This window comes from Faecalibacterium sp. OM04-11BH, assembly GCF_003482185.1.
Lineage (GTDB): Bacteria > Bacillota > Clostridia > Oscillospirales > Ruminococcaceae > Faecalibacterium > Faecalibacterium tardum.
The window spans coordinates 59,406-85,942 of the sequence record NZ_QULS01000014.1 but is presented as its reverse complement, the minus strand read 5'-3'; the positions used below and the strand labels follow the sequence as shown (position 1 = coordinate 85,942).

The 26,537-nt window shown below is 52.3% G+C and carries 33 protein-coding genes, 3 tRNA genes and 1 pseudogene; 7 read left to right on the top strand and 30 right to left on the bottom strand.

Going from position 1 to position 26,537, the window contains the following annotated elements; genetic code table 11:
* Window positions 1–124 precede the first annotated feature (124 nt).
* The 4 genes from DXB44_RS11785 to DXB44_RS11770 all read right to left on the bottom strand — a co-directional run bounded on the left by DXB44_RS11785 (window position 125) and on the right by DXB44_RS11770 (window position 2,469).
* Window positions 125–319: a transposon-encoded TnpW family protein gene (locus DXB44_RS11785; protein WP_002596333.1), complete on the bottom strand. Its 195-nt coding sequence runs from the start codon at window positions 317–319 to the stop codon at window positions 125–127.
* 43 nt (window positions 320–362) lie between these two features.
* Window positions 363–1,226 (bottom strand): ATP-binding protein, encoded by an 864-nt coding sequence (locus DXB44_RS11780; RefSeq protein ID WP_118658840.1) that lies wholly within the window; start codon window positions 1,224–1,226, stop codon window positions 363–365.
* Entirely contained in the window at window positions 1,223–1,957 is a 735-nt protein-coding gene (locus DXB44_RS11775) for a phage replisome organizer N-terminal domain-containing protein (protein WP_118658839.1), read from the bottom strand. The genes DXB44_RS11780 and DXB44_RS11775 overlap by 4 nt, the downstream gene beginning before the upstream one ends.
* Before the next feature lie 113 nt (window positions 1,958–2,070).
* Entirely contained in the window at window positions 2,071–2,469 is a 399-nt protein-coding gene (locus DXB44_RS11770; protein WP_118522289.1) for a cysteine-rich VLP domain-containing protein, read from the bottom strand.
* Between the two features lie 126 nt (window positions 2,470–2,595).
* On the opposite strand from DXB44_RS11770, the gene DXB44_RS11765 reads away from it, so the two are divergent.
* Together DXB44_RS11765 and DXB44_RS11760 are read left to right on the top strand one after the other, a co-directional pair.
* Window positions 2,596–2,874, top strand: coding sequence for a type II toxin-antitoxin system RelB/DinJ family antitoxin (locus tag DXB44_RS11765; protein ID WP_005924829.1), 279 nt, complete (start codon window positions 2,596–2,598; stop codon window positions 2,872–2,874).
* The gene (locus DXB44_RS11760) at window positions 2,871–3,161 is read left to right on the top strand and encodes a type II toxin-antitoxin system YafQ family toxin (protein ID WP_066085058.1); all 291 of its coding nucleotides are present in this window, start codon (window positions 2,871–2,873) and stop codon (window positions 3,159–3,161) included. Before DXB44_RS11765 ends, DXB44_RS11760 begins: the two co-directional genes overlap by 4 nt.
* Window positions 3,162–3,268: 107 nt before the next feature.
* On the opposite strand, the gene mobQ is transcribed toward DXB44_RS11760, so the two are convergent.
* The 8 genes from mobQ to DXB44_RS11720 form a co-directional block, all read right to left on the bottom strand.
* Window positions 3,269–4,714 carry a MobQ family relaxase gene (mobQ, locus tag DXB44_RS11755; protein WP_118658838.1) on the bottom strand — a complete coding sequence of 482 codons (1,446 nt, stop codon included), beginning with the start codon at window positions 4,712–4,714 and terminating at the stop codon, window positions 3,269–3,271.
* A gap of 186 nt (window positions 4,715–4,900) precedes the next feature.
* Window positions 4,901–5,191, bottom strand: coding sequence for a DUF3847 domain-containing protein (locus DXB44_RS11750; RefSeq protein ID WP_118213134.1), 291 nt, complete (start codon window positions 5,189–5,191; stop codon window positions 4,901–4,903).
* 28 nt (window positions 5,192–5,219) lie between these two features.
* Entirely contained in the window at window positions 5,220–5,681 is a 462-nt protein-coding gene (locus DXB44_RS11745; RefSeq protein ID WP_009296689.1) for a sigma factor-like helix-turn-helix DNA-binding protein, read from the bottom strand.
* Between the two features lie 10 nt (window positions 5,682–5,691).
* Complete coding sequence (locus DXB44_RS11740) at window positions 5,692–6,144, bottom strand: sigma-24 (feci) (protein ID WP_012816195.1); 453 nt, start codon at window positions 6,142–6,144, stop codon at window positions 5,692–5,694.
* A 103-nt stretch (window positions 6,145–6,247) separates the two neighbouring features.
* Window positions 6,248–6,661, bottom strand: a complete 414-nt coding sequence (locus DXB44_RS11735) for a sigma factor-like helix-turn-helix DNA-binding protein (protein ID WP_007860240.1) — start codon at window positions 6,659–6,661, stop codon at window positions 6,248–6,250.
* 475 nt (window positions 6,662–7,136) lie between these two features.
* A complete protein-coding gene (locus DXB44_RS11730) occupies window positions 7,137–7,538 on the bottom strand; it encodes a hypothetical protein (RefSeq protein ID WP_147366454.1) in 402 nt (133 codons plus the stop codon).
* Between the two features lie 232 nt (window positions 7,539–7,770).
* On the bottom strand, window positions 7,771–9,222 hold the full coding sequence (locus tag DXB44_RS11725; RefSeq protein WP_118658836.1) for a HAMP domain-containing sensor histidine kinase: 1,452 nt from the start codon (window positions 9,220–9,222) through the stop codon (window positions 7,771–7,773).
* The gene (locus DXB44_RS11720) at window positions 9,206–9,871 is read right to left on the bottom strand and encodes a response regulator transcription factor (protein ID WP_117456766.1); all 666 of its coding nucleotides are present in this window, start codon (window positions 9,869–9,871) and stop codon (window positions 9,206–9,208) included. Before DXB44_RS11720 ends, DXB44_RS11725 begins: the two co-directional genes overlap by 17 nt.
* 204 nt (window positions 9,872–10,075) lie before the next feature.
* Here DXB44_RS11720 and DXB44_RS11715 point away from each other — a divergent pair, with 204 nt between their 5' ends.
* Entirely contained in the window at window positions 10,076–10,444 is a 369-nt protein-coding gene (locus DXB44_RS11715; RefSeq protein WP_005933665.1) for a helix-turn-helix transcriptional regulator, read from the top strand.
* A gap of 27 nt (window positions 10,445–10,471) precedes the next feature.
* Here DXB44_RS11715 and DXB44_RS11710 read toward each other — a convergent pair whose 3' ends face one another.
* The 15 genes and pseudogenes from DXB44_RS11710 to DXB44_RS11645 form a co-directional block, all read right to left on the bottom strand.
* Entirely contained in the window at window positions 10,472–10,771 is a 300-nt protein-coding gene (locus DXB44_RS11710; protein WP_004612693.1) for a hypothetical protein, read from the bottom strand.
* A 16-nt stretch (window positions 10,772–10,787) separates the two neighbouring features.
* Window positions 10,788–11,141, bottom strand: coding sequence for a TnpV protein (locus DXB44_RS11705; protein WP_117950536.1), 354 nt, complete (start codon window positions 11,139–11,141; stop codon window positions 10,788–10,790).
* Between the two features lie 26 nt (window positions 11,142–11,167).
* Window positions 11,168–13,048, bottom strand: a complete 1,881-nt coding sequence (locus DXB44_RS11700; protein ID WP_118658835.1) for a recombinase family protein — start codon at window positions 13,046–13,048, stop codon at window positions 11,168–11,170.
* Window positions 13,049–13,138: 90 nt separating this feature from the next.
* Window positions 13,139–14,107 (bottom strand): annotated as a pseudogene (locus DXB44_RS11695) (type IV secretory system conjugative DNA transfer family protein); the annotation flags it as partial.
* Window positions 14,104–14,562 (bottom strand): PcfB family protein, encoded by a 459-nt coding sequence (locus tag DXB44_RS11690; RefSeq protein ID WP_015536851.1) that lies wholly within the window; start codon window positions 14,560–14,562, stop codon window positions 14,104–14,106. The pseudogene DXB44_RS11695 and the gene DXB44_RS11690, both read right to left, overlap by 4 nt.
* A gap of 29 nt (window positions 14,563–14,591) precedes the next feature.
* Window positions 14,592–15,038, bottom strand: coding sequence for a DUF3846 domain-containing protein (locus DXB44_RS11685; RefSeq protein ID WP_055186031.1), 447 nt, complete (start codon window positions 15,036–15,038; stop codon window positions 14,592–14,594).
* Entirely contained in the window at window positions 14,962–15,162 is a 201-nt protein-coding gene (locus DXB44_RS11680; RefSeq protein ID WP_117553876.1) for a hypothetical protein, read from the bottom strand. The genes DXB44_RS11685 and DXB44_RS11680 overlap by 77 nt, the downstream gene beginning before the upstream one ends.
* A 41-nt stretch (window positions 15,163–15,203) precedes the next feature.
* The gene (locus DXB44_RS11675) at window positions 15,204–15,443 is read right to left on the bottom strand and encodes a hypothetical protein (protein ID WP_117553877.1); all 240 of its coding nucleotides are present in this window, start codon (window positions 15,441–15,443) and stop codon (window positions 15,204–15,206) included.
* A 10-nt stretch (window positions 15,444–15,453) separates the two neighbouring features.
* On the bottom strand, window positions 15,454–15,924 hold the full coding sequence (locus tag DXB44_RS11670) for a hypothetical protein (RefSeq protein WP_118658834.1): 471 nt from the start codon (window positions 15,922–15,924) through the stop codon (window positions 15,454–15,456).
* Window positions 15,925–15,990: 66 nt separating this feature from the next.
* Window positions 15,991–16,920 (bottom strand): ParB/RepB/Spo0J family partition protein, encoded by a 930-nt coding sequence (locus tag DXB44_RS11665; protein ID WP_118658833.1) that lies wholly within the window; start codon window positions 16,918–16,920, stop codon window positions 15,991–15,993.
* Window positions 16,877–17,710, bottom strand: coding sequence for a ParA family protein (locus DXB44_RS11660; protein ID WP_118658832.1), 834 nt, complete (start codon window positions 17,708–17,710; stop codon window positions 16,877–16,879). Before DXB44_RS11660 ends, DXB44_RS11665 begins: the two co-directional genes overlap by 44 nt.
* Entirely contained in the window at window positions 17,710–18,606 is an 897-nt protein-coding gene (locus DXB44_RS11655) for a DUF6017 domain-containing protein (RefSeq protein WP_118658841.1), read from the bottom strand. Before DXB44_RS11655 ends, DXB44_RS11660 begins: the two co-directional genes overlap by 1 nt.
* The gene (locus DXB44_RS14460) at window positions 18,569–18,823 is read right to left on the bottom strand and encodes a hypothetical protein (protein WP_005924919.1); all 255 of its coding nucleotides are present in this window, start codon (window positions 18,821–18,823) and stop codon (window positions 18,569–18,571) included. The genes DXB44_RS11655 and DXB44_RS14460 overlap by 38 nt, the downstream gene beginning before the upstream one ends.
* Entirely contained in the window at window positions 18,820–19,080 is a 261-nt protein-coding gene (locus DXB44_RS11650) for a hypothetical protein (protein WP_005945283.1), read from the bottom strand. Before DXB44_RS11650 ends, DXB44_RS14460 begins: the two co-directional genes overlap by 4 nt.
* A 397-nt stretch (window positions 19,081–19,477) precedes the next feature.
* Window positions 19,478–19,551, bottom strand: a tRNA-Arg gene (locus tag DXB44_RS11645).
* 394 nt (window positions 19,552–19,945) lie between these two features.
* On the opposite strand from DXB44_RS11645, the gene DXB44_RS11640 reads away from it, so the two are divergent.
* Entirely contained in the window at window positions 19,946–21,343 is a 1,398-nt protein-coding gene (locus DXB44_RS11640; protein WP_118658831.1) for a potassium transporter TrkG, read from the top strand.
* Between the two features lie 230 nt (window positions 21,344–21,573).
* On the opposite strand, the gene pepT is transcribed toward DXB44_RS11640, so the two are convergent.
* Window positions 21,574–22,791, bottom strand: a complete 1,218-nt coding sequence (gene pepT, locus DXB44_RS11635; protein ID WP_055186503.1) for a peptidase T — start codon at window positions 22,789–22,791, stop codon at window positions 21,574–21,576.
* A gap of 262 nt (window positions 22,792–23,053) precedes the next feature.
* Here pepT and DXB44_RS11630 point away from each other — a divergent pair, with 262 nt between their 5' ends.
* Window positions 23,054–24,049, top strand: coding sequence for a D-isomer specific 2-hydroxyacid dehydrogenase family protein (locus DXB44_RS11630; protein ID WP_055186504.1), 996 nt, complete (start codon window positions 23,054–23,056; stop codon window positions 24,047–24,049).
* Between the two features lie 197 nt (window positions 24,050–24,246).
* On the opposite strand, the gene DXB44_RS11625 is transcribed toward DXB44_RS11630, so the two are convergent.
* Window positions 24,247–25,326, bottom strand: coding sequence for a 6-phosphofructokinase (locus DXB44_RS11625; protein ID WP_005924931.1), 1,080 nt, complete (start codon window positions 25,324–25,326; stop codon window positions 24,247–24,249).
* A 272-nt stretch (window positions 25,327–25,598) separates the two neighbouring features.
* Here DXB44_RS11625 and DXB44_RS11620 point away from each other — a divergent pair.
* Both DXB44_RS11620 and DXB44_RS11615 read left to right on the top strand, forming a co-directional pair.
* Window positions 25,599–25,672, top strand: a tRNA-Gln gene (locus DXB44_RS11620).
* Between the two features lie 31 nt (window positions 25,673–25,703).
* Window positions 25,704–25,779, top strand: a tRNA-Pro gene (locus DXB44_RS11615).
* A gap of 105 nt (window positions 25,780–25,884) precedes the next feature.
* On the opposite strand, the gene DXB44_RS11610 is transcribed toward DXB44_RS11615, so the two are convergent.
* The gene (locus tag DXB44_RS11610; protein ID WP_118658830.1) at window positions 25,885–26,535 is read right to left on the bottom strand and encodes an HAD hydrolase-like protein; all 651 of its coding nucleotides are present in this window, start codon (window positions 26,533–26,535) and stop codon (window positions 25,885–25,887) included.
* Window positions 26,536–26,537 lie beyond the last annotated feature (2 nt).

Sequence of the window (26,537 nt, the reverse complement as noted above, 5' to 3'; positions counted from 1 at the left end):
TCCTTTACTCGTTCAATTTCATGCTTCTCTTTTTCTGTGTAAAGCATTTTCGTGTCCTCCTTGACAAAAATTTTGGTGCGTACCATCATCAGTTTAGCACAAGGCGGCTTCGTTTATCAGTCTGTCACATCTGCTGAATTTCATTTTTGAGCATACGCTTGATTTTATCGCTCATGGTTTCTGTGCTGGTATTGCTGAAATGGACATGAACCTTGTAGGTTGTCTTGCCGATTTTCTTTACCATCGCCGGCGTGTTTTCCGGCGCTCTGGACGCAGTAACGGCGTCTGCCACCTGCATAGTACGGGGTTCTTTGTTCATGGCGCTCCTTTCTCCGAACGGGTCTGTGCCGCCCGGTAAAAAATCAGTCGTGCTTACTGTTTACAATGTCTTTTGCTGTCTGTCGGGTAGCACCGGCATTTTCTTCCCGGAAATTCTTCCCGTCAAAGAGGATCGGCGCACACCGTTCCAAAATACGGTCATAGATACGGGCGTGGGCCAGATCAGGCGGATTCTTCAGCTCGGACAGTTTCAAGTTTGTTGTGATAATCATAGGTCTGCGGCTGCGGTAGCGGCTGTCAATGACGAAAAACATCTGCTCCATGGCATATTCGGTACTGCGCTCTACACCCAGATCGTCAATGATAAGCAGGTCATACTCGTCAAAGCTGGCAATAAACTCTGACCTGTCCTCAGAGAACATCCCGGTCAGGCGGTTCAGAATGGTGGGGAAGTTCGTCATCAGCACCGGCACATCCCGGTCAAGCAGGGCGTTGGCAATACAACCGGCGAAAAAGGACTTGCCGGTTCCCACATCCCCGAACAACAGCAGGCCGGTGTTGTTTTTATATGCCTCCTTCCAGTTCTCCACATAGGCGCGGGCCTTGTCCATCAATGGGTTTTGGCCGTTGTCGTTGGCAAAGGTGTAGTCGTACAGATAGCGGTCTTGCAGGCCCTGGGCCTTCCGGCGTTTGATACGCTCCATGCGGCGCTGCCGTTCTTCAGCAGTCTTGCGCTGCTCCTCAGCCTCCCGCTGGCACTGGCAGATGCAGCGCGGCATAAAGTAGCCGGATTTCCCAAAGCATGGCACAACGGTCTGCCTCTGGCCGCCGCATTTCTTACAGTGAATGAGGCCGTCTGCCGGGTCTATGTACTCGTCCCCGGCCAGTTCCACACCGGCGGCTGCCTTGTCGATCAGCGCCCGGATTTCTGCGGTAATCTCAATCATACGGTTTCATCCTCCTTTACGCTGTAATCCCGGTTGCGGGTGGGCGGGGCTGCTTTCTTCGCATCCTCACCGGCCCAGCGCCGGATGGTGGCAGCATGGCTCTGATACCGCTTGCCGGTAGAAGCCATGTACTCGGACAGCTTTTCGATGTACTGGCCCCATACAGTGGGAAAGCTGGCCTGTAAGTCTGCCAGTTCCCCGTCCGTCAGGAAAACATTCTGGTAACGGCCATAGGCGGGGGCGGGGTGTCCCTTCTCTATCTCTCTCTTTATCTCTATCTCTTTCTCTAACTCTATCTCTATCTCTGGTGGACGAATGTCGGACAAATGTCCGCCGTTTGTCCGGGGCGCAGAAAGAGCCTTATTTTGGAGCCTCGCAGCCCGCTTTCGCTCAGCCTCGGTAGAGGACTGGCCGATTAAAAGTTCGATGTTGCTCATGTAGAATGTGCCGCTGTCCAGCACTTCCACAAGGCCCAGCTTCAAAAAGATCTGCAAGGCTCTCTCCACAGTGCCGATCTGCTGGCGGGTGATGGTGGCGATCATCTGCGCCGTGTAAGGGATGTCCTCGTCAAGCTGGAGCCGCCCGCCATGTTTCAGCGATTTCAGATACAGCTTGAGCAGAATGTTGGAATACAGCACACCATCCTGCATACTTTCCAGCAGCACGATGGAATCATCGTCAAAATAGTTTTCTTTGAGTTTCAGGTAATAATATTTTCGGTTGTCTGACATAGGGTTCCTCCTTGGGGTTTCTCTTGGGATTCTGTACGCATTTTAAGGCCGTTTTAGGGGTCGGAGGATAAATCTATCAGCCTGCCTTTGACACCCTCGAAAAAATCCTTGATTTACAAGGGTTTTTCAGCCCCTAAAGCGTGACATTTCTCCCGTTGTTTCCGCTTGCGCTTTGCGGCGTTGATCCGCTTCATGCGTGCGGCACATTCCGGGCAGTATTTGGCCCGGTTGGAACCGGGGGTAAACAGCGCCCCGCATACGGCGCATTTCTTCGCATTCATCCGGTGGAACAGCGCCGTTTCCAGTTCCTTATCCTGCAGCAATACCGCCGTCCGAAACCACCTGCACAACAGGGAATAGGAAATGGACTGGACACAGACACATTTCTCCCCATCGTCCAGGGCGATACAGTTTCCGTCGATGTAGTTACAGCACTCATGCACCAGCCTCCGCACTCTGCGGTACTGGCGGTAATCCATGACGGGGATAGGTTCAGACTTGTTGTTCTTCATAAATGATTTCTTTCATAAAGCAGGTATCCTCCTTGAATGAATTTATTGTTAAATATTCGTGCAAAGCATTGTTTTCTTCGTGCAAATGGCATATACTATAATTGCCAGCAGAAAGGGGTTGATCGTATGGCTGGAAATACCACAAACATCAGTATCCGCATGGACGCAGATTTGAAAGCGCAAGCGGACGCACTGTTTACTGAACTTGGCATGAACCTGACTACGGCGTTTAACATCTTTGTGCGCCAGTCGCTTCGTGAAGGCGGCATTCCCTTTGAGGTAAGGCTGGAACAGCCGAACAAAGAAACGGTTGCTGCCATGCTGGAAGCGGAAAGGATTGCAAAAGACCCGTCTGTAAAGGGTTACAATGACCTTGACGAGTTGTTTGCTGACCTGAAAAGATGAAAGAAACCAAATATACCGTCAAGTACACGACCAGTTTCAAAAAAGACTACAAACGAGCCATCAAGCGTGGCTTGAAGATCGAGGTGCTGGAGCAGGTCGTAGCGTTGCTGGCGATGGGCGAACCGCTGCCGGATAAGAACCGTGACCATGACCTATCCGGCGATTGGGCAGGCCATCGGGAATGTCACATTCTCCCGGACTGGCTGCTTGTCTACCGCATAGAAGATGATGTTCTGGTGCTGACGCTGGCCCGCACCGGCACACACAGCGACTTGTTCGGCAAATAAACAGTCTGCCGCCGTATGGGGAAACCTGTACGGCGGTTTTTCTGTGTGCAAAAGTATGTCGTGAAATGCGACGCACTTGACAGGGGTACGCCAAAACGCAGTATCCTTTACCGATCCGACCCACGGTCGTGAGACTTGTCCCGTTCCTGTCTGGACAGCTGCTCGGCGGTTTTGCGGAGCCGTTCCACTGCTTTCAAATCCTCCCGCAGGGCTTTCATGGCAAGCGTGTCCGTCTGCTTTCCAGCGGCCAGCTGGTCAATTTCCAGCTGCCATGCCTTTGGGGTGATTGCCTCGCCGCTGTCTTTCAGTTCTTTCAGATACCGGGCCGCTGCGTCATACAGAATCAGTTCCCGGCTGTGGCGCTGTTCAAACTGTTCCCGTTTTTCCGGCTTTACTTTGGCAAGCTGCTTGTGGATGGACTTGTACTGGTTGTACTGTTCCCACATCTCCCCGCGCTCGGTAAGGGTAGTGATCCGGCGCTCGGCCTTGACAATCTTTCCGCGCAGGTCATAGTAACGGCTGTTCATATCAGCGATTTTTTCATGAAGCTGCTGCATAGACTGGATGCCGTTTGCCTGCAAAAAGCTGAATAGTGCAGCGCTTTCCTGCAAAGCCCGGATTTTGCCGGTGCGGGTGCGGGGAGCGTTCAACTGCTGCTGGGCCTCCCACAAGGCGGTCAAGCTGCTTTGCTGTGTTTGTGGTTTTTCCGCTTCGGCTTTCGACCAGCGATAAAGCCGAGTAATGCGGGCTTTGATTTCTTTCAGCAGCTTGTTGTCGGCGGCGATCTGCCGGTTTACTTCGCCCTTGTCGGTGCGGATACCGCGCTTTTCCATTTGGCTGGCGGCTGGCCCCATATGGACAGAGGGAATCTTATCAATGCCCTGCCGCTTGTAGCTGCGGTGATCTACCAGGGCGGGCTGACCGGCAGCCTCCAATGCCCGGTTGGTGCAGGCCGCCCATGCCGCCCGCCAAATCTCCACATTCCCTTTGTCGTTCCAGTCGGTGGTGTCCTCCCGGTGGTTCTTCCAGCCGCCTTTCCCGTCCGGGATACGCTGGCCGTTTTCGTCCAGGTCGTATGCCTTGCGGCACTTTGCGCCCCACTGTCCATTTTCTTTCAAAGGCCGGAGCGTCAGCATGATATGGACATGAGGGTTGCCGGTTCCCTTGTCATGGATAGCAAAGTCGGCGCACATTCCTTTGTCTACAAAGTTGTCCTTCACATAGGACCGGACAAGGGCAAGCTGCTGTTCTATGGACAGTTCGCGGGGCAGAGCTGCCTCGATCTCACGGGCAAGCTGGCTGTCCCTTGCTTTCTCGATTTGCTCCACGCTGTTCCAGAGGGTGGAGCGGTCTGCAAACTCTGGCGGGGCGTGGGCAGGCAGCATGATCTCCGCATGGACAATGCCGCCTTTCCGGGTGTAGTCGTGGGTCATTCCATCCCATTCATTTGTCAGCTTGGTTCCGCTGCGGTAAGCAGCTGCGGCAACAGCAGAACGGCCCGCACTGCGCTTGATGATACTGACGGGGATATGACAGAAATCTATGGGGAACACCTCCTTTCAGTGAGGGGATAACAGTCTCTGTGGAGCCGGACAAACGCAAAGCGGGTGTCTGGCTGCGCAGAGCGCACAAGGGGTTTGGGGAGCGTAGCGCCCCATCGCGGACGAAGTACGCAACAGCCCCGGCAGGGCGCACGACACCGGCAACGGTGTATAAGTGCGCCCTTGTAAACAAGGGACTTATGGCGTGTCCCCGGATTTTGGCAGGTTTGCAGTCAATTCCGCAGCCCCCGGAAGATGGGACAGGGCAATCAGAAATGCTTTGACCTCTGCGCCGGAAAGGTTGGAAGCCAGCGGAAAAATACCCTCCAAAATGGCTCCGCGCTCAATCAAGCGGCGGGTGCGGGCCTTGCGTTCCTCGTTCCGATGCTTGTTCTCCAAAATCTTCTTTCGGTTTTCAAGCCGCCGAATCTCCTTCAGGACTTTCTCCCGTTCTTCTTTTTGGGGGTGGGCTGTAATTTTTTCGTTCATGTCAGGCACCTCTTTTCTTTGGAAATACTCATAGATTGACCGTCCATTTCTGACGCGCAAAGTACCGGCGCAGCCTCCGCAGTGCGGCATGGATGGATTTTCCCGCCTGTGATGGCGTGATACCCTCCATTGCGGCAATATCTTTCACTTTCATACCCAGCATATAGCGGGCGTGGACACGGCGAGCCTGCATAGGCGGCAGGGAAGAAATGGCTTCGTACAATCGCCGTATCAGTTCTTCGTATTCGGCTAATTCTTCTTTTTCTATCAGGTAGTCCTCCGGCGATGGCTGCGCCCAGCCGATGGCGGCATTTTCGATTCCATCGTTACAATCGAGGGAATAAAACGCCTTATACCGGAACATCTTGCGATCTCTGGCGGCCTCGGCTCTCTTGTCCAGAAGAAACGCTTCGACGATCTCATCGGACACCTCCACAAAAATGTCCTCTTTGCAAAATGGATAATATTGTTTGAGATTGATGGTCTGCATAGGCACGCCCTCACTCTGTTTGGAAAAGGCCATCATAGCAACGGCGCATATTCCGCAGCCCCCGACGGATGGAAACGCTGACCTTGCTGCTGTGGACGCCCTCTCTCCGGGAGATTTCCGGCTGCTTGATACCGGCAATGTAGTAGGCGTGAACTCGGCGGGCCTGTGTCGGAGTGGCATGAGCCAGAGCCACCGGCAGAGCTGCAATCAGGTGCAGGCGGGTGGTCATTTCTTCTCGTTCCAGCAAAATATCTTCCGGCGATCTGCTGTGTTCCAGTGCGTAATTTTCCAGCCAGCTGTATGCGTCCAGAGAGTAGTAGGCGCGGTGGTAGACTTTCCGACGCTCATAGTTCTCCATCTCCCGCTTGGCCTGATACATCGCTGCCCATACCTCGTCCGTAACATCCACAAACTCGTCATGCCGGTAGTGGGGATACATCCACCGCAGATTGATTGTTTTCATAGGCTTACCTCCTGAAAATCGGAGAGGCGGGCAGCTTGTCCGCTGTCCGCCCCTCGCTGAGATAAGGGAAATAATCCCTTTCACTTGGTAGCCCGAAAACAGGTCATTCGTTAAGCCTGTTCTCAAAGAAATTTATAAATTTTTTTCTGACCGCCTCCACACTTTGATAAACAGCCACTTTGGAGCAGCCGCACAGCACACCGATCTCTGCAAGGCTCAGCCCGTCAAGCGCATAGAGCAGGAACCGACGGCGCTGGGCCTCGGTACAGGTGTCCAGAACAGCCATCAGCTCATGCAGCGTTTCCATGCGGCAAAGGTATTCCTCCGGCGTTTCGCCGTAGACCCCTACACCCTCGGTGGTAATGATGTACTCGTCAAACTCCCGGCCATCCCAATGCCGCCGCTGTTCATGGAACAGGTTCTCCGTTTTGTGATCTGCCCGGTCAAGAAATTCATAGACTTCCAGCGTGACCTCCACGGCCACAGCTTGTCCGTTATAATTGATGGTAACTTCCATCTGCCTTTCCTCCATTCAGATTTTTTCGGGAAAATCTGAATGGGGCGGCGGAGAACGGCACCGGGGATAAAGTTCGGGCCATGCTGACCCGATGTTCCGGCTCCATAGAGACAAAAAAGCGCCCGGACGGCATAAAGCCATACGAGCGTAATAGAGTATATTTTGCTGTTTAGTTACATGGTATAGTGCATACTTCTGACCGCATTGCTCCGCTGCTGGGAACAGGCTTTTTTTAGCTGGTGCAGGTCATGGGGACTGTGAAAAAAGGCAAAAATAGACACGGCGGCAATCCTCCTATGTGCCGCCGTGGATTTACACGGTGTTAGGTCGTCGTTGGTTTAGCGTAGACGAAAAGAAACGGCGGCTCTGAAAATCAAAGCCGCCGCTTCAAATGGGCGTGTCGATATGGCTGCTGTACGACGGCTTTTTTTCTTTTGCCGTCGTGTGGCAGTTTCTAAATCAACATGATAGGCTGTTAGTCGGTAGTGCTGCCTACCCAATTAGGATTGAAAGTTGTCATGCACTCATCGTCCCCATTCACAGACTTAGATACGAGAAGCCCATTTTTGATGTCCTCCAGGGTCTGCTCATATTCGGCAATGTACTGGTCTGTCATTTCCTGCGTCCACTCGAAAGAGCCCTCGCTGGTTTCGGCCATTGCGTGCTCGTCGGCCATTTCCTGAAGAGTTTTCTTTTCCTGTTCCAGCCATTCCTTGTACTCGTCATAAGTCCACCACTCGTAGTTGATTGCGGGATGGCTGTTATTATAATCTTCTTCGGACATCCAGTTTGCGCCATTGTCCTCGCTGACAAAGGTCTTTCCGCTCTCCTTGTCCTTGTAGCTCATAACGCCATCGGAATCATCCGTTGTGGACACGACCGTTTTCTGCTGTGCAGAATTGGCAACAGGTGCGTTTAGCGCATGAGCTTCTGTGACCCCATGCAAGGGACTTACTGCACCCAGTCCCATCAATACCGTCAGAGCCAATGCTCCGAATTTAGCTTTTACCATTTTGCTTTGCCTCGCTTTCAAAAATTATAGCTGTCCTCTTGAGGACAGCTATAAGATAACAAAATGATTTGGATATAGTTTGCAAGGAATATGGAGTTTAGATGGAGTTGATAGCACCTCTTTCTTGCGGCATTTCAAGCCAGAACACCACACCTCTGCTTGTGTTTTGGATACCATATTTTGCGTGGTGCAGTTCCATGATTTTGCGGACGATATAAAGTCCTAAGCCTGTTCCCCCAGTATTACGATTACGGGAGGTATCCGCTCTGTAAAATGCTTCAAATAGATGGGGTATCATTTCCTCTGGAATATGGACGCCTGTATTTTCAACTTTGCAGGAAACGGTATTTTTATCGTTCGATAAGGATATATAGATTGCCTCGCCATTCGGTGAGTAGCGAATGGCATTTACCAAAACATTTTGAATGGCTCGTTCCATCTGTGCCGGGTCTGCATCACACAGGATTTTGTCAGGAATATCCACGGAAAGGGAGATTTCTTTTTCAGACAGCAAATCGGTCACATCAGCTATTTGTACCCGAAGAAGCTCTGCAAAATCAATCGTCTTATATTCTGTTCTCTGTTTTCCGTCTGTTTTAGATACATAGAGCAGTTCTTTCACTAATGTTTCCATTTTTTCAACAACGGCCAGCGACCGCTCCATATACGACTCTTGATTTTCATATCCTTTGACCTTATTGAGCATCCCCATTAAATGACCTTTCAGAATTGTCAAAGGCGTTTTCAGTTCATGTGATGCCGCCGAGAAAAATTCCTGTTGCTTTTTTTCAAGTTCTCGCTCTTTTGATATTTCGGCCTCTAACTCGGAATTGCTTTTTTTCAGTTCTGCCAATGTATGCTGTAAATTATCCGCCAAAGTATTTAAGCTGTCCGAGAGTATTCCTATCTCGTCTGAACGATTAGAATTTCCGTGCGGCTCAAAATTGAGCTGGGCCATTTTTTGCGATGTGCTGCTTAATTCAATAATCGGTTTTGTTATATAGCGTGAGTAAATGACAGAAAACAAGATGGACATAAAGAAGATTCCCAATATAACCAGCGGAACGGTTTGCCAAATCGCCTCTGTTGCCTGATTGACGGACACCGTATCACTTTGCACATAAAGGGTATAGTCGCTACCTAACAGGGTGAACACATAGCCTGCTTCTGTCAGTAATTCGTCACTTGTAATAATTGCGCTATCAGGATTTTCTTGAATCGTAGCAATAGAATCCTTGTCTGTTGTTATCGTCAATTTGTCACTTGAATACAAAATATCTCCATAATCATCTTCAATATAGGCAGTTGCTTTTGTCTGTGCGGTGAATTGCTGAACAAGTGAATAACATTCCTCTAAGGAACCAGCCTTTTCCAATACTGGCACTAAATCATTTGCTTGCTTTTGCAATTCTGCACTAAGTCGATTGCTATAAGTTTGGGGAATATATCTCGCCATACTGAAAACAGAAAGCAAACATACCAAAATCAAAAGAACCGTTGTCGCTAAAAAGAGCTTTGCCGTTAGGCTCGTTTTAATTTTCCTTATCAATTCTGTATCCCACCCCTCTAATTGTTTTTATATAGTCAGCATTTAACTTTTTGCGAATGTTCTTTATGTGACTATCAACGATCCGATCTTCGACCTCCAAATCGTCCGCCCACAATCGGTCAAGTAGCATTTGCCGAGTAAAGACCTTTCCCTGATTTTCAAGCATAAGCCTAAGAAGCGCAAACTCTTTGCTGGTCAAAACAACCTCGTTTCCGCCTTGATATACATGGAATCCATCAACATCCATACTCAACTCTTTATAAGTAAGCAGGGATTGATTTTGATTTTCCACAGTCCTACGGCGAAGAATAGCCGCAATCTTGCACAGCAGGATTTTGGGCGAAAAGGGCTTTGGAATGTAATCGTCAATCTGCTGTTCAAAACCCCGCAACTGGTTTTCTTCATCCGAAAGCGCAGTAAGCATAATAATAGGGACTTGTGACCTTTTGCGAATGACCTCACACACACCATAGCCGTCGATTTTAGGGAGCATGATGTCTAACAGCAAAAGGTCGATTGTATCATCAAACATTGCAATCCCCGCCACGCCGTCAGAAGCAACAGCAACTTCATATCCCGCATCAATCAGATGGTTTTTCAATATATCCTGAATGTCAATATCATCTTCGACAATTAAAATCTTCTGCATTGTTCCACCTCCAATTTTTCAAGTATAGCAGAGAAATATGTATCTATTATGGAGAACTCAAGATTTAGAAAGATTATTGTAATTATAAGTTACCTCTGTGTTGCAAAGCAAGCGCGAATACGAATTATAAACTTCAACTAACATACATATAGCAACATTCCACGGGCAAAGTATGAATTATACAATGTAGATGGGTGATGTTATATGGCGAAAGTTGAAGATTGTCCCGGTTTTGAAACCTTCGGCGCAGATGTCAAAGCTGCACGAGAGGCAAAGCGTCTGGCACGAAAAACATTGGCAGAAATGGTTGGGATTGAATGGCGGTATCTTGCCAACATTGAGAATCAAGGTGCGATTCCGAGCCTGCCTGTGATGATCCAGTTGATTAAGGTCTGCGGACTTCCCGTGGAACGGTATTTTAACCCGGAGATTATGCGAGAAGAAAGCGAACAGCGGCAACGGGTCAGCCACAAGCTGAAGCTTTGCCCTGAAGAATACCTGCCGATTATCGAAGGTGCCATAGATGGGGCGCTCAAAATGGAACAGACTGCGAAGCAGAAGGAGGACGCATAATCGCGGCCTCCTTCTGGCATTTCTATATCAAGGTTCCCGGCACTTTTCCAAAAGTTCCCGACACCTCTGCTGGATTTCTCCGGTTTCTGTCACAGTCAGGTCACGGTCATTTCCAGTAATCTTATCTTCCAGAAAGTTGGCGTATGTACCCAACAAAGCGTTCCGTAAATCCTCCGGGGTTTTCTGTATTTCAGCGCTGTACCAGTCATTCCGGTGGGGTTCCCATGCCATCAATGTATAACCGTGGCTGGTCTGAACCACCTCATACAGTGGATCATCATCCAGATATGCCTGAAACACTTTCAAAATCTTTTCAAAGGTCAGCATTTCCCGCACCTCCCATTCAGCTGCAAATCAGTTCCCTGATTAAAATTTCCTCAATCTGTGCCGTTAATGTGTTCATCAGCCCCACCCAACGCATAGGGTCACAGGCTTTCAGTTCTTCCGTGACACCCGCAGTCTCCATCATGTGAGGCAACATGGTTTCCACACGCTCCTGCGCTGTCCGGGCAATCTCTAACAGGTGTGGATACAGCTTCTCGCTCATCAGCAGTTGGTTGTAGAGAATGGGGCGATGTTCCTTTAGGTAGGATTTTCGCATTCTGCCGTACTTGCCGATAGAAGTTTCCGGCTGTTCAGAAAGTTTTAGGTTGGGTATATCATAATCTCCACAACGAATGTAAGTCAACTTACTCATATTCATTCTCCTTTACTTCGTGATGATTAGACTGCTGCGCTGGCTGCTATGCTGCCTTTGCGCGGTTTTTCTTTTGGTAGCTGACCGATAGTAGAAAAAACACCTTTTTTCATATCCTCAGCCCGGATCAGGGCTTTCTTAGCGTCCATTTCCGCTTTTTTCTTCGCCTTGATTTTGTCCTCATACTGTTTCTGTGCGCCGCTGGCTTTCCGCTTCAAATAATTCTGATGGAGCCTGTCCTTGCGTTCTTCTTTTTTTCGCAATTCTTCCTGTTCCTCCGGTGTTAAAGGAACCGGCTGTAAGAATGGTGGGATATAGCGTCCTAAAAAATTGAAGTAGATTTCAATTTCCTGCGTGGTGTCCTGGCTGCCTTTTCGGGCGCGTTCGTGGACAAGGATTTTTTCTACAAACTCATTGAGCATGGTGTTTGTCAGCGTGTCAAAATTCTCGTACTTATCAATCAGGGCTATAAATTTCTCCGCTGATTTCTGGCTTTGCTCGTAGCCGGTAATAGCCTTTTCCAGCTCCGCAATTTCAATCTCAAGTGCGTCCTGCTCTTTGGCATACTGTGCATCGAGCGCCCTATATCGTGCATCCGGCAGCTTGCCGAGGGCATTGTCCTCATAGATTTTGCAAATCAGTTTTTCCAGTTCTCCGGCTCTCTTTTGGGCAGCAGCCAGACGCCTGCGCTTTTTCGATATATCGGCACACTGTTGAGCAACCTGCGTCTCCTGAACAGTGTGAATAAATTCCGTCCGGTCATTTCTCGAATATTCAGCGATAGCCCGGAGCGTGTCGGAAACCAATGTCAGAACAGCACTCTCATTGATACGGTGTTGTGTAGGGCATAGTGTCCCACACGGAACTTTGGTATAATTGGAACAGGTATATTGAGAAATCCTCTTGCCATTGTTGGTGCGGTGGACATACATCTTGCCGCCGCAATCGGCACAATAGAGCAATCCTGTGAGGGGAGCCGCTTCGCCCCAGCCGTTTGGATAACGCCGTACATTGCTGCGGATTTTCTGCGCCAAATCAAAGGTCTGCTGGTCGATAATGGCTTCATGGGTATTCTCAAAGATCGTCCATTCGTCCTCAGAAACATAGTGGCTTTTCTTGTCCTTAAAGTGCTTGCGGGTCTTGAAATTGATGGTATGCCCTAAATACTCTCGTTTTTTCAAAATGTTCACGATGGTAGATGATCCCCATCCATAAGGGTCTTTGACCGGCTTTGAACGGTTCACACCCTCGTTGAAGCGGGCAAGGTGTACGACAGGAATTTCAATCCGGTCTGTGGATAATTTGCAGGCGATCTGGTAAGGCCCATATCCCTCCAGCGTGAGGGAGAATATACGGCGTACCACTTCGGCAGCTTCCTCATCTACCAGCCAATGCTCCCGTTTTTCGTCCCATAAGTAGCCGTAAATCACAGTGCCGGTCAGGTGCTTGCCGCTCATGCCTTTTGACTTAAACACAGAGCGGATTTTCCGACTGGTATCACGGGCGTAAAATTCATTCATAATGTTGCGGAACGGGGTAAAATCGTCATCGCCTTTCAGACTGTCCACACCGTCGTTGATGGCAATCAGACGAACGCCTCGCTGCCGCAAAACCTCCATAACTTGACCGACCTTCAGATAGTCGCGTCCTAACCGGCTCATGTCCTTGATGACGATTGCCTCTACACGCCCTGCCTCCACTTCCTCCATCATCGCCAAAAATCCGGGGCGGTCAAAACGAGTGCCTGAGATACCATCATCGGAAAAGTGCGTAGGGTTGGGCAGCCCATTCCGGCGGGCAAAATCCTCTAACATCTGTTTTTGGTTGGATATGGAGTTGCTCTCGCCCTGTAACTCATCGTCCCGGCTCAGGCGCTCGTACAGTGGGGTAATTTTTTCATTTCTCATGGTTGTACCTCCTGAAACAAAAATGCTCTAAGTGATTGCTTCACTAACCATGACAAAATCATGATTAAGAAGTCACTTAGAGCATATATCACCGGCAGCTAGCTTGTAAAGTTTGTACTGCCGCACGGCAAAGGATTTTGGCTTCTTCTTGCCCAGATCCTCAAACAGTAGGTCAACTGGATTCTGATAAGTTTCATCGTCCTCAGACACCTGCATGGTATTCAACATTTCCAACAGTGTTGCGAAGTTTTGCTCCTCGACAGGGGCTTCGTAGTGGAGGTATGCGATCAGCGAAACGAGCAGAAGCCGTTCCGCTTTGTCCCAGAATGGGTCGCCGCCCTGACCTTCACCTTTGGTGTTGGTCATCAGTGCGGTCACGAGTTTCAGAACATCCTTTTCACTGTGGATGTACGCCATGGGGTTATAGCGCATACTCTTGGAAAAGTTGATGGTGTTGAAGAATTTTAGCTTGTAGCCGTGCTTTAACAGGGCTTCTCCACATTCCACGCCGATACTACCTTTCGGATCTGTAACTACGAATGATACCGGAAAATTCTTGGAATCACATTGCAGCAGATTCGGCTTGATAAAGAACCTTGTCTTACCGCTGCCGGAGCCGCCGACTACCAGCACATTTTTGTTTCGGGCATTCTTGGGGTCCGGCGGGCGGTTGGACATCATCAGGCGTTCTGTTTTGGTCAGAATGATATTGTCCTCAAACTTCGGAGCCATAAACGGCTCGATATCTTTGGGTCCGCCCCACCGGGCAGAGCCGTACTCCATGCCGTGGCGGTACTTCTTGGCGTTTTTGCCTTTCAGGTACACCGCCAGCCGCATTCCAGCACCGCAGCACAGACCAATGAACAAGTCAAATGGGTGCAGGCTGGGCAGCGGATTTGAAAATACAGCCGGGAGCGTATCCATCAGCGATACGATTTTGTCGCCCAGTTCCTTGCCCACAGCCAGCCGCCAAGCCTCGCCCAGATTGGTAGCTACAAGCCCAATCACCACATAGGGCAGATAGAGCGCCAGCAGCTTGGAAAGCTTCTTTTTGCTCATAGGCCACGCTCCTCCTGCTTGTGCCGCACTTTGTCCGGCAGATTTGCAACGGACTGCGCCAGATCATGCAGCTTTGCCAGCACGGAAGGACGCTTGGTTTTATCCAGCACCGATGCCGAATATTCCTTGAACGCTGCGCTCAAGGCATCCGTGTCCTGTGCCTTGAAGTAGACCAGATATCGGGGCGGCGTGCAGGACAGGTCTTTCTGGATGGAGTAGTCGATGTGATACCGCTTAGCATAGCGGTCAAAATCCTTGATGCCGGTTTTCTGAATCTCCACATTGGTCACGCCACGGTTCTGCCGTACCAACCGCTTCATGGACTGCTTGCCCTGCGAAGCGTGCTTGTCATACTGCCGCAACAGAAACTGCATTCCGCGCAGCAGGGTGCGGGCGGACAGTTTTGTGGTCGAGATGGCAAGGTTGACCGTCTTATGCTCGATTTCTTCCTGCATCGTTACCACCTCCTGTGCAGAAAATCGTCTTAGCGGTCATGTTCCACCGGGGGCTTGTTTACGGCCTTTTCTGCGTCATTCTGAACCGATTCATCCGGCACCGGAATGACCATCAGGCGACGCCCCAGAGGGAGAAAAGCTTCGGGTTGATGGAATTCTTCTTCATACTTCTGAGCCAGCTCCGGAGAGAGCGACACAAAATCTTCCTCTCCCAGCCCCACCACCAGAAAGGTTCCGGCAATAACATCGTACATCAGCCCGTCCTCGTCCCACAGGGCACGGTTCAGCGGCAGACCCATGAGCTTGCCATCATCGTTGTAGACGATGGCAACCGGATCTTCAAAAGGGTAGCTTGCGCCGATGGAGCCGCCGACAGCCTGCTGCAATGCTTTCAGGTCGTTATCGATCTCGACCTGCTGCGGATACTGTCCCGGTGCAATTTTCAGCACCGACAGAGTGTTCTCGTTCTGCTCCATTATCTTCCTCCTCGAATTTGATGGTGATCTCCTGCCCGGCACGAGCGGCATTCATCAGTGCGGCGATGAAAAAACCACAAAGGGCACCAGCTTCAAAAATGATAAACGAATAAATAAAATTCATAACAACCCTCCTACATTGACTGAACTGTGAGAAAAAATCTCTCAGGGAGGACGAGGAACGCAAGATGCGATAACGGTATGCTTAGTGGAAACATTGGCATGAGTATGCGGTGCGGCATCGGTAGAAAAATAGTCGTACAGAGCATCCCGCAGAGAATGGAAGCAACAAGCATGGTAGTCGTGCAGACGGAGAACCAGAATCTTCAAAACATCAACGGCGGAACAGTAAAAGTCCTCCGTGACTTCTGCGAAACTCGCATAGCAGGTCATTTCAGTATCCATACTGCACCTCTCAGTCAATGCAGATGCAGACCATCTTCTCGCGGCCAGCCATCAGAGGAACACTGTTCTCGCCCAGATAACACTGGATCAGGTACAGGTCGGCGGTGGTAAGTGCAACAAAATTGCCATCGGTGTCGTAGCGTACAAAGATGACTGCGCCGGACAGGTAACGCTTGCCAGCCAGCGTAATGACCTGACGAGGATCATAACAGAGAGCCAGCGGCACATCTTCGCTGATGCTGTAGCAGGAATCAGTTTCATCAAAGCAAGGCAGGTAACTGCGAACATTCGACAGCGGAGTGATGGTCAGTTCGACCTCCGGGGCAATCACGGCGGCGTAAACTTCATCATCGCCGAGCTGCCGCTCCAGCACATCGCTCATCTTGTTGAAGAAGTCGGTCACAGCATTGTCCATGTGGTTGATTTTCTGGTTCATGGCTTCGATGGTCTTTGCGGTCTTGAGATCAATGGTAGTGTTCATAGTGCTTTTTCTCCTAATTTTTGCAAAAAAGAAAGACCCGGTTGGGTCTTACATTCAAAATGTGTGTTAGCGTTCATTCTGCCGATGCTGTTTGCGTTGCCACTGATCCAGCAGCTTGATGATGGTGTCCTCCATCTGTTTCGGGGTGTAGCTGCGGGGAAAGTATTTCCGCAGGGTGTCGTTTTTGATGACCACCTTGTCCAGCTCGTCCTTTTTTTCTTCTCCCATGACAGCAAAGGCAACATCATACGAAAAGTGCCCTTCCTGCGCCAGCTTTTTAAGCCGCTGCGCTTGGGAAAGGGACGGTGCATTCTGGGTGTCGTTCATCGCTTCTAAAAAATCCCGCTGTTGGCTTTCGTCCAGATAGGACAACTCCACAGCGGGATTGAAGGCAATTTTCTTTTCGTCTACCATGTCCAGCAATTCGGGAATAAGGTTGGTCAGGCGGATAAAACGCTGGACGGTTTTATATCCCTCGCCAGCATCTTCCGCAACCCGTTCAATGGACAACTTCGACTTCTGGACAATTTGTCCAGAAGTTAAATCCGACCTAGCACCTTGATTTTTTATTGCTTCCAGCTTCATTTTGTAGGCGAAAGCTCTTTCACTGGGCAAGATGTTTTCACGTTGGAGATTGCTGTCCACCATGAGCAAAACTGCGGCATCATCATCCATCTGACGGACGATGACAGGCAGGGCATCCAGCCCAGCAAGCTGTGCAGCGTGCTGACGGCGGTGCCCAGAGATGATCTCGTAGCCACCTTCCGGGCGTGGGCGAGCAATCAGTGGAGACAGCACACCGTACTGCTCTACGCTCTCTACGGTGCGCTGCATGGATTCATCGTCCAAAACCTTAAAGGGGTGGTTTTTGAAAGGAAACAGCTCTCCAATGGGGATTTGCTGCACCTGCTCTCGCTGCTGCTCCTGTCGTGATTCCTCGGTGGAGAAAATGTCATCTGCCCCTTTCAGCGACACGTTTAAGCTGCCTTTCGACATTCGCCATCACCTCCTTCGTCAGAGAGCGGTAGGCTTCTGCCACCTTGCCTTTGGGGTCGTGCTGGAAAATGCTCTTGCCCACGGCACTGATCTCCGCAGCACGGACAGACCGCGGAATGGTCTGGTCGAACACTTTAATCTTGCTGCCGTAGGCACCTCGAATCAGGTTGTCGATTTGCTGTCCATAGTTGGTGCGGCTGTCGGTCATGGTCAGCAGGATGCCCTCGATTTTCAGCTTCGGGTTGATCTGCCGCCGGACTTTCTGCACGGTCTGCAAAAGCTGTTCCAGACCCTTTGCGGAAAGATACTGCGCCTGCACGGGAATCAGGGTGGTGTCGGCTGCTGCCAGTGCATTCACGGTCAGCATCCCAAGGGAAGGGGTGCAGTCCAGCAGAATAAAGTCGTATTCGTGCTTTGCACCTTCCAGCACCTGCTTGAGCATCTTTTCCCGGTTCATGCAGTTGACAAGGGAAACTTCCAGCCCTGCCAGTTCGATGTTGGCTGGAATCAGGTCAACGCCCTCCGCATGGTGCAGAACGCCCTCGCCGGGCGGAATACTCTGGTCGTTCATGGCTTTTGCCATCAGGGTGGAAAGGGTCGTGGGCAGTTCATCGGGCTGCTGCCAGCCCATGCTGATGGTCAAGCTGCCCTGCGGGTCAGCGTCCACCAACAGGACTTTTTTACCTTCCATCGCCAGCCCGATGCCTAGATTTTCACAGGTGGTGGTCTTGCCGGTGCCGCCTTTCTGGTTGACGATGGCTATTGTGGTTGCTTTCTTTGAAATTTTCATCACCTCCGCATCGCTAAGTCGTGGTTGGTTTGGTTCTGATAGAAAAGCTGCATCGTGGTGGGTGCATTATACAGAGAAGCAAGCAGGTATTGTTTCATGTTTCGGATCGGGCTGCTGTTCTCTGCAAGGCACTTCAGCACAAAGTGGATATGGTCAGCGTTCAGCTTCATAAAGCGACTGCGTACCACCTCGGCGGGCTTATCGTCCCCGGCAATGCGCAGCGTCTTGCGGTTGGTGGCACAGGTGTCCACCAGCAAATCTACGATCTGATAGATGGTATCCTCATCGTCCGGGCAGAGCCGGAGCAGAAGGTCTACCTCCAAAGACTGCGAAAAATATTCTTCCAGTTGGGCGCGTTTGCTCATCCAGTCGTTTTCATCGGAAGAGATAGGATCAGTATCGCTTATCTCTGTATTATTTCGCTCAGTCTTATTACATCGTAGTTTGGCCGGGTCTTGAAGCGTATTCTGGACGACTCCAGAATCGTCATTATCACGATTCAGGAAGCGTAGTTTTGACGATTCTGACGAAAAATTCTTCACATAGATGAGATCGGGCTTACCCAGCCCCCTCCGTTTGCGTTCAATCAGGCCGTACTCTTCCAGTTCTCGCAGCAGCTTGGTGGCCTTTTTATCGGCACAGCCCAGTGAATCCTGCACCTCCTGCACAGTATAGATGATGAACACCCGCCCAGCTTTGTCCAACCAACCATTCCGGGCTGAAAGGCTCATGCGGTCCAGCAGGATACCGTACAGGGTTTTGGCATCTGTGGAAAGCGGTTGGAAGCGGCTATCCTGAAACAACAGCTTGGGAATCCGGTAGAAGGAGAACAGCTCGCTGGACTGCCCATAGAAGTAATCAAGGTCTGCGGTTCTTGTCGGCTTTTTTTCGGGCATAGAGAATATCCCATTTTTCAGGTGTGGAACGGAATACATTGACCTGCTTCTTATAAGGGCAGTGGGCATACAGGCAGGTGCGGAACTTGAAATCGGGTCGATAGTATGGGCACAGCTTGCAACTGTCCGGGGCACGGTCAGAACCTTCGCCAGCGGCGATCACATGGTGCATAGAGTGCTGGACATGGCGAAGAGCTTCGTTTCGCTTGTGGCTCACTTGGCATCACCTCGTTTCTCCAGCGGTGCCATCAGGTCTTTGTAGCAGGGAACCAGTACACAGGGCTTTGCCCGCTTGTAGGGGCACCCTTCGCACTTGCTGGGGCCTTTGGGCGGCTCGATCAGGTAGTAGCAGTTCTCTTTGCCGAGAACGCAGCCCTTCTTTCGGTTCTTCCAGAAAAAGCAGTGCCGGCAATCTGCCGGGCGGGAAGCGTGGTAGCGGATACCGTCCATCGTGACGGTCAGAACTTTTTTCATTGATAAACCCTCCTTTGGCGGATTCGGGAAGTTCAGCCCGAAAACAAAAAAGCGCATTCCTCTTTCTGTTCCGAGAGAACAGCGAGTGAACGCGCTATGTATGGAGAAAAAGTGTTTTGCACGGTTTCGGGTAGGAATGTGGAAAATAGATTTACACAGTTTATCTTGTATTTACATGGATTTACAGGAAAGCGGCTACCAATTTTAGCAGAGAGCCAGAAAACAGAGTTCAAAAGCTGCTTTATGGGGCTTCATTAGCTGGAAGCCTGATTTTATTAGCTGGAACCGAAAATTCTGCTAATGGCATTAGCTGGCTAATTTTGGTGATAGGTTAAAAAAGAAAAATGCAAAGATCGTCTTTCACATGGAAAAATGACCTTTGCATTTCTTAAAAGGATGTCCCTACCCGGGTTCGAACCGGGGGCGTTTCGCTTAGGAGGCGAACCCTCTATCCAGCTGAGGTATAGAGACATATATGTATTATCGTTGATTTTTGACTTTTTTGCACTTTGCATGGAATGCTTTTCACAACAAAGTGACCGATTGCATTACAACCGGAACAATGTTAAACTTGTTGCATCAAAATTTCTCGAAGAAATTCCAAATCCCGGCCCTGCTTTTGATTAGAGCAATCACTTCCGCACCCAAGGTATCAGGTTGACCGAATTCTTAGGAGGCGGACGCTCTATCCAGCTGAGCTACGGAGACATGAGTCTGCATCCTTAGGGCACAGAAAAGCCCCCAAAAACACAGTACCTTATTATAATACCGCAACCAGGCTATAAAATCAAGTTGAACCTGCGGGCAAAATGGTGTATGCTATAAGGGAATGCAAAGCGGCTGCGTGCTGCGCAGGGAGGATGCTATGGAAAAGATAAAAAATATCCGCAAAAAGCTGCGGCACCAGAGGTCGGTCCGGCGGAGAAAGCTGGGACTGAGCACCCCGACCCAGATCATCTGCGTCAGCTTTATTATCGTGATCGCGCTGGGCACGCTGCTGCTCACTTTGCCCATTGCCAGCAGGCACGGACGGCTGGATGTGCTCAACGCCATGTTCACAGCCACCAGCGCCACCTGCGTTACCGGTCTGGTGGTGCGGGATACATGGTCGCAGTTCACATGGTTCGGGCAGGCGGTGGTGCTGCTGCTCATTCAGGTGGGCGGCCTTGGCCTTGTTACCCTTACCAGCTTTTTTGCGCTGGCTATGCGCCGACGCATGGGTTTCCGAGATCTGCGGTTGCTGGGCGAAAGCGTTTCGGCGGACGGCTACGATCAGGCCAAAAGCGTGCTGAAGATCGTGGTGGGGCTGGCAGCGATGTTTGAAGGCATCGGCATTCTGCTGCTGCTGTTCGCCTTTGTGCCGCAGTTCGGGCTGGAGGGCGTCTGGATCAGCGTGTTCACCGCCATTTCGGCCTTCTGCAATGCGGGCTTTGACCTGTTCGGACGGTTCGGGGCATACTCCTCGCTGGTGCCCTATGTCAACAACTACTATGTGCAGGCGGTGATCATATTCATGATCATCTCCGGCGGTCTGGGCTTTATGGTCTGGGTGGAACTGTGCCAGTGGTACCAGAAACGCCGCCTGTCCCTGCACGCCAAGGTGGTGCTGTCCTTCTCGGTGATCTTATGGCTGGGCGGTGCGCTGGGGCTGGGACTGATGGAGTGGAACAACCCCGCCACGCTGGGCGGGCTGTCGGTGCCCGGCAAGGTGATGGCTTCGCTGTTCCAGTCGGTATCCACCCGTACCGCCGGTATGAACACGGTGGATCTGGCCTCCTGCGGCACCTTGAGCAAGCTGCTCATGAGCGTGCTGCAGTTCATCGGCGCAGCGCCCGGCTCTACCGGCGGCGGTGTGAAGGTGACCACCTTCGCGGTCATCATCCTGACCATCCGCAGCGTGGCGCAGGGACGCGACGACTGCGTGATCGCTGACCACCACATCGAGTCCAAGACCGTCTACCGTGCGCTGACCATTATCGTGCTGGGCGCTGTGGCGGTCATCGGCTCGGCTATCGTGGTGTACTACAACACCTCGGACGCGGTGTCGGTGGTGGATGCCATCTTCGAGTCCTGCTCGGCCTTTGGCACGGTGGGTCTTTCCGTGGGCGTGACCAGCCAGCTGAACAACGGGGCAAAGATCCTGTATATGCTGGTCATGTTCATGGGCCGTGTAGGCCCGGTGGCCTTTGCCATGAGCCTGACCGCAAAACCGGACGACAACAAGCGCAAGATCATGCCGGTGGGGCATATCAACGTAGGTTAAATGAAAAGCGGCGGCTGCACAAAGCACTGTGCAGCCGCCTGTTTTTTAGCATGGGACGATTTTGAATAGCCTCCGCGTGCGCTTTGGCTATACTTTAAGGAAGATTATTTTTTACTTCGGGCTGACGGAAAGGATTTTGGCTAAGGCAATGCCGGGCAGCTCGAAGGTTGCCCGGCATTGCTTTTTTACAGGAGACTTTACAGCCCTATTCTGTTATATCTAAAAATAAATTACTCTGCGTACAGAGAGATGATATTCAGCACGATCTCGGTGCAGCGGTCCATCCGCTCCACGGTGGTGCACTCGCATACGCCGTGGAAGTTGAAGCCGCCGGTGCCCAGATTGGGGCAGGGCAGACCATTCCAGCTGAGGGTAGCGCCATCGGTGCCGCCGCGCACGGGCACCTCCACCGGCTCCAGACCGGCCATGCGCACAGCCTTACGGGCGGTCTCGATGAGATGGAAGTGGGGCTTGATCTTTTCCAGCATATTGCGGTAGCTGTCCTTGATCTCCACTTCCACGGTGCCTGCGCCGTACTTGCCGTTCAGGTAATCGGCAATGTCCTGCATATTGTCCTTCTTGAACTGCAACTTGGCGGCATCGTGGTCGCGCAGGATGTAGCCCAGCTTTGCGGTGGTAACGTCGCCGTACATCTGGCACAGGTGGTAGAAGCCCTGACGCCCCTCGGTGGTCTCGGGACGCGCCATCACGGGCAGAGCGCCGTGGAACTCCATGGCAACGTTGGAAGCGTTGATCATGGTGTCCTTGGCAGAGCCGGGGTGCACCGAGAAGCCGTGGATCGTCACGGTGGCAGCAGCGGCGTTGAAGTTCTCGTACTCGATGTCACCGGCATCGCCGCCGTCCACCGTGTAGGCAAAGTCTGCACCAAAGCCGGGGATATCGAACAGATCGGCACCCTCGCCGATCTCCTCGTCCGGGGTAAAGCCGATGCACAGCTTGCCGTGGGGGCGACCCTCGCGGATGACGGTCTCCACAGCGGTCATGATCTCAGCCACACCGGCTTTGTCGTCTGCACCCAGCAGGGTGGTGCCGTCGGTGGTGATCAGGGTCTCGCCCTTCATGGAAGCAAGGAAGGGGAAGGCGGAAACCTTCATCACCTTGCCGGTGGCGGGCAGCACCACATCGCCGCCGTCATAGTTCTCGTGCAGGATGGGGTTCACGTTCTCGCCGCTGGCATCCGGGGCGGTGTCCATGTGGGCGATCAGACCCAGTGCGGGCTTTTCCTCGCAGCCGGGGGTGGCGGGCAGGGAACCGTAGACGTAGCAGTGCTCATCCACCCGGGCATCCTCCACGCCCAGAGCCTTCAGCTCCTCCACCAGCTTGTGAGCCAGATCAAACTCCCGCGCAGCGGAAGGATGGGTGCCGGACTCCGGGTCCGAGGTGGTGTAGACCCTGACGTAATCAAGCAGTCGTTCATAGGCGCGCATAACAAAGCACACTCCTTTAGCAGTATTAAAGGATCACAGTTTTGCGATCCAGCTTCTATCATACCCTGTTTTTCCTGTTTTGACAACCTTTTTTGCGCACATGGGGCAGAAAGCACCGCTTCAACAACAAAATGAACAAAATTCACTATGAAAAAGCTGTCCTCCATCCGTAAACGTGCTACAATAAAGACATACTTACAAAGATGCAGGTTGCGCCGCACAGGCACGCATTCCGGTAAAGAAGGACCAGGAGGAGAATTTTATGGCAGTCAAAGTGTTTTTCTATACTCTGCGCCCCTACGATGAGCAGGGCATCTTGGAGGATCTGGCAAAGCAGCGGGGCATTGAGTACGGCTATACCGAGGCGTATCCTACCATGGAGAACGCCCAGTTGGCCGCAGGCTACGATGCGGTATCGCTGACACCCTGTGATATGAGCGCACCCATGCTGCAGCGCTTTCATGACCTTGGGGTGAAGGCCATCTGCTGCCGCTCCATCGGCTACGACCATGTGGATCTGGAAAAGGCGCGGGAGCTGGGCATGAAGGTTTCCAATGTGGATTATCCCCCCAACGGTGTGGCGAACTTTGCCATTATGCTCATGCTGATGAGCCTGCGCAAGGCGGGGCATATCCTCAAGCGCGGTGAGCTGCAGGACTACTCCCTGAAGGGCAAGATCGGCCGGGACATCTCCAACTGCACCGTGGGCGTTATCGGCACGGGGCGCATCGGGCAGACCGTGCTGAAGCACCTGTCCGGCTTTGGCTGTGAGCTGCTGGCCTACGACCTGTACCAGAACGATGAGGTGAAGAAGATCGCAAAGTATGTGCCGCTGGAGACCCTGATCGCGGAGAGCGATGTCATCACCCTGCACACTAACGCTACCGAGGAGAACCACCATCTGCTCAACGCCGATGCCTTTGCCAAGATGAAGCCCGGTGTGACCATCGTGAACACCGCCCGCGGCAAGCTGATCGACAGCGACGCTCTGCTGGCTGCGCTGGAAAGCGGGCAGGTGGGTGCTGCCGGTCTGGACGTGCTGGAAAACGAGAACGGCCTGTACTACTACGACCGCATGGGCGATGTGATCCCGAACCCGGAGCTGGCTGCCCTGCGCGCCATGCCCAACGTGATCCTGACCGACCACACAGCCTTTTACACTTACGAGGACGTGAAGAGCATGGTGCGCGGTGTGCTGGAAAGCGCCGCCGCCTTTGCCGAGGGCTCGCCCAGCCGGCACGATGTGACCAACCGCTGAGGAAGCATGAAATGCAAAAATCGGACAGACCACGGTCTGCCCGATTTTTGTTTGCGTTGATTTTTGCCCTAAAGCAGCAGCTTACTCAGCCAGAGCGGCGGCAACAGCTTTCAGGAAAAATGCCGTCCTCTGCCTGTAAAAATAGGACACAGGGGCAACTATGCTGCTCCGGTGTCCTGAACAGATCGATAAAAAACTCAGCCCAGACAGACGCCCATGCGGCGGGCCACGCTCAGCAGCTCGCAGTTTTCGGGCACATTGCGGGTCTTACCGGCAATGTCTGCCAGACGGTTCTCGGTCACCCGGCGGTTCACCATGGCTACGGTCACGCCGTAGCGCTCCACCTCCACCAGCTGTGCAGCGTAGCTGCCGAATTGGGTGGCCAGCACACGGTCGTAGGCGCTGGGGCTGCCGCCGCGCTGCATATGACCCGGGATGCACACACGGGTCTCCATGCCGGTCTTTTTCTGCACGGCCTGTGCAATGCGGTTGGTGGCGGTGGTGCCAAGACCGGCCTCGGCACGCTTGGCCATCCAGTCCTTGCGCTTCATGCGGGCTTCCTCGGTGTTAATGGCACCCTCGGCCACGGCAAGGATGGAGAAGTTGGAACCCTTCTTGGCGCGGCGCTCCACAGCCTCGCATACGCGGTCGATATCGTAGGGCAGCTCAGGCAGCAGGATGATGTCCGCACCGCCGGCAATGCCGGAGTACAGGGTAAGCCAGCCCGCCTTGTTGCCCATGATCTCGATGCACATCACGCGGCTGTGGCTGCCGGCGGTGGTGTGGATGCGGTCGATGACGTCCGTGGCGATATCCACGGCGGTATGGAAGCCGAAGGTCACGTCGGTGCCGTAGATATCGTTGTCAATGGTCTTGGGCAGGCCGATGATGTTCAGCCCTTCCTGCGAAAGCAGGTTAGCGGTCTTGTGGGTGCCGTTGCCGCCCAGACACAGCAGGCAGTCCAGCTTTGCCGCCTTGTAGGTCTTTTTCATGGCGGCGACCTTATCAATGTTGTCGTCCTCCACCACACGCATCAGCTTGAAGGGGGTGCGCTTGGTGCCCAGAATGGTGCCGCCTAAGGTCAGGATACCGCGGAAGTCGTCCTCGTTCATCTCCCGGTAGTCGCCGTTGATCAGACCGCTGTAACCGTTTGCGATGCCCACGATCTCCACGTTATCCCCCATGCGGGCGTACAGTGCTTTTGCAACGCCGCGGATGGTAGCGTTCAGGCCCGGACAATCGCCGCCGGAAGTCAGGATACCAACACGTTTTTTCATTCAAATACCCTCTTTCATTATCATTCAGGCAAAGCCGAACGGTCCGGCAAAGGGTGCCGGGCTGACCGGGATCCTACCTCTTTATAGTATTAGAGTATTCCGAAAGGGGAGTGCTGTCAAGAGAAAAACCAAAAATTTACAAGCCTGTGTGCAACAGAAAGCTGCTGCAAAAACTTTTGCAGAAAAACTGAAAAAATGGTTGACAAGCAGCCCTCTGGCGTGTATAATATCCCTTGTCAGCGACGCACGGCGCGGCTGATAAAACCGAATATTGGGGATTTGCATAGTGGTAGTGCGGTAGACTCTGACTCTACTTGTGGGAGTTCGATTCTCTCATCCCCAACCAGTTACCGCAGCCGAATAAGCTGCGGTATTTTCGGGGCATAGCGCAGTTGGTAGCGCGCCTCGTTCGGGACGAGGAGGCCGTGGGTTCAAATCCCGCTGCTCCGACCAAAAAGACCAGTACACATTTGTGTACTGGTCTTTTTTTGCTTTTGCGCGAACAGGCTGTAAAAAAGTGGCTCGGAAACACCGACAGGCGTTTCTGAGCCACTAATATTATATCGTTTCCAGCAATGCGGGCAGCCGGGCGAGGTCATCGATGACATAGGGACTGGCCTTTTCCAGCCGGGCGCGGGACTGATGCCCGCCGGTGTACAGCACACAAGTCGCACCAATGGCAGCAGCCACCGCGGCGTCGTGGTCGGTGTCGCCGACCATCACACAGGCCGCCGGGTCGATGCCGGTGCGGCGCAGATAGTCGGTGCCAAGCTGTACCTTGCTTACGCCGTAAATGTCCGCAAGGCCGAGCAACTCGGTAAAAAAGCCTTGCAGACCCCGGGCGGATACCTGCTCGATCAGGTAATCACGGCGGGAGGCAGAAAGCACAGCCTGCTGCCAGCCCATGCGGGCCAGCGTTTGCAGGGTGTCAACGGCGTGTGCCGTTACAGCGCAGCCGGGCACACCGGCGTTGTAGTGCTCCATAAAGCAGGCGGCAAGCTCCGGGTAGGGGTGCCGCACAAAGTCGAACCCGGCGCAGCGGTAGTAGTCCTCGATGGGAAAACCGAACAGCTCCCGGTAGGCAGCCAGGTCGTACCGCTGGGGGTAGCCATGGGTCTCCAGCATCCAGTTCAGGCAGCTGTGGGTAAAGTCCACATCGTCCATCAGGGTGCCGTTCCAGTCCCAGAAGATCATACCGTTTGGCTGCATGG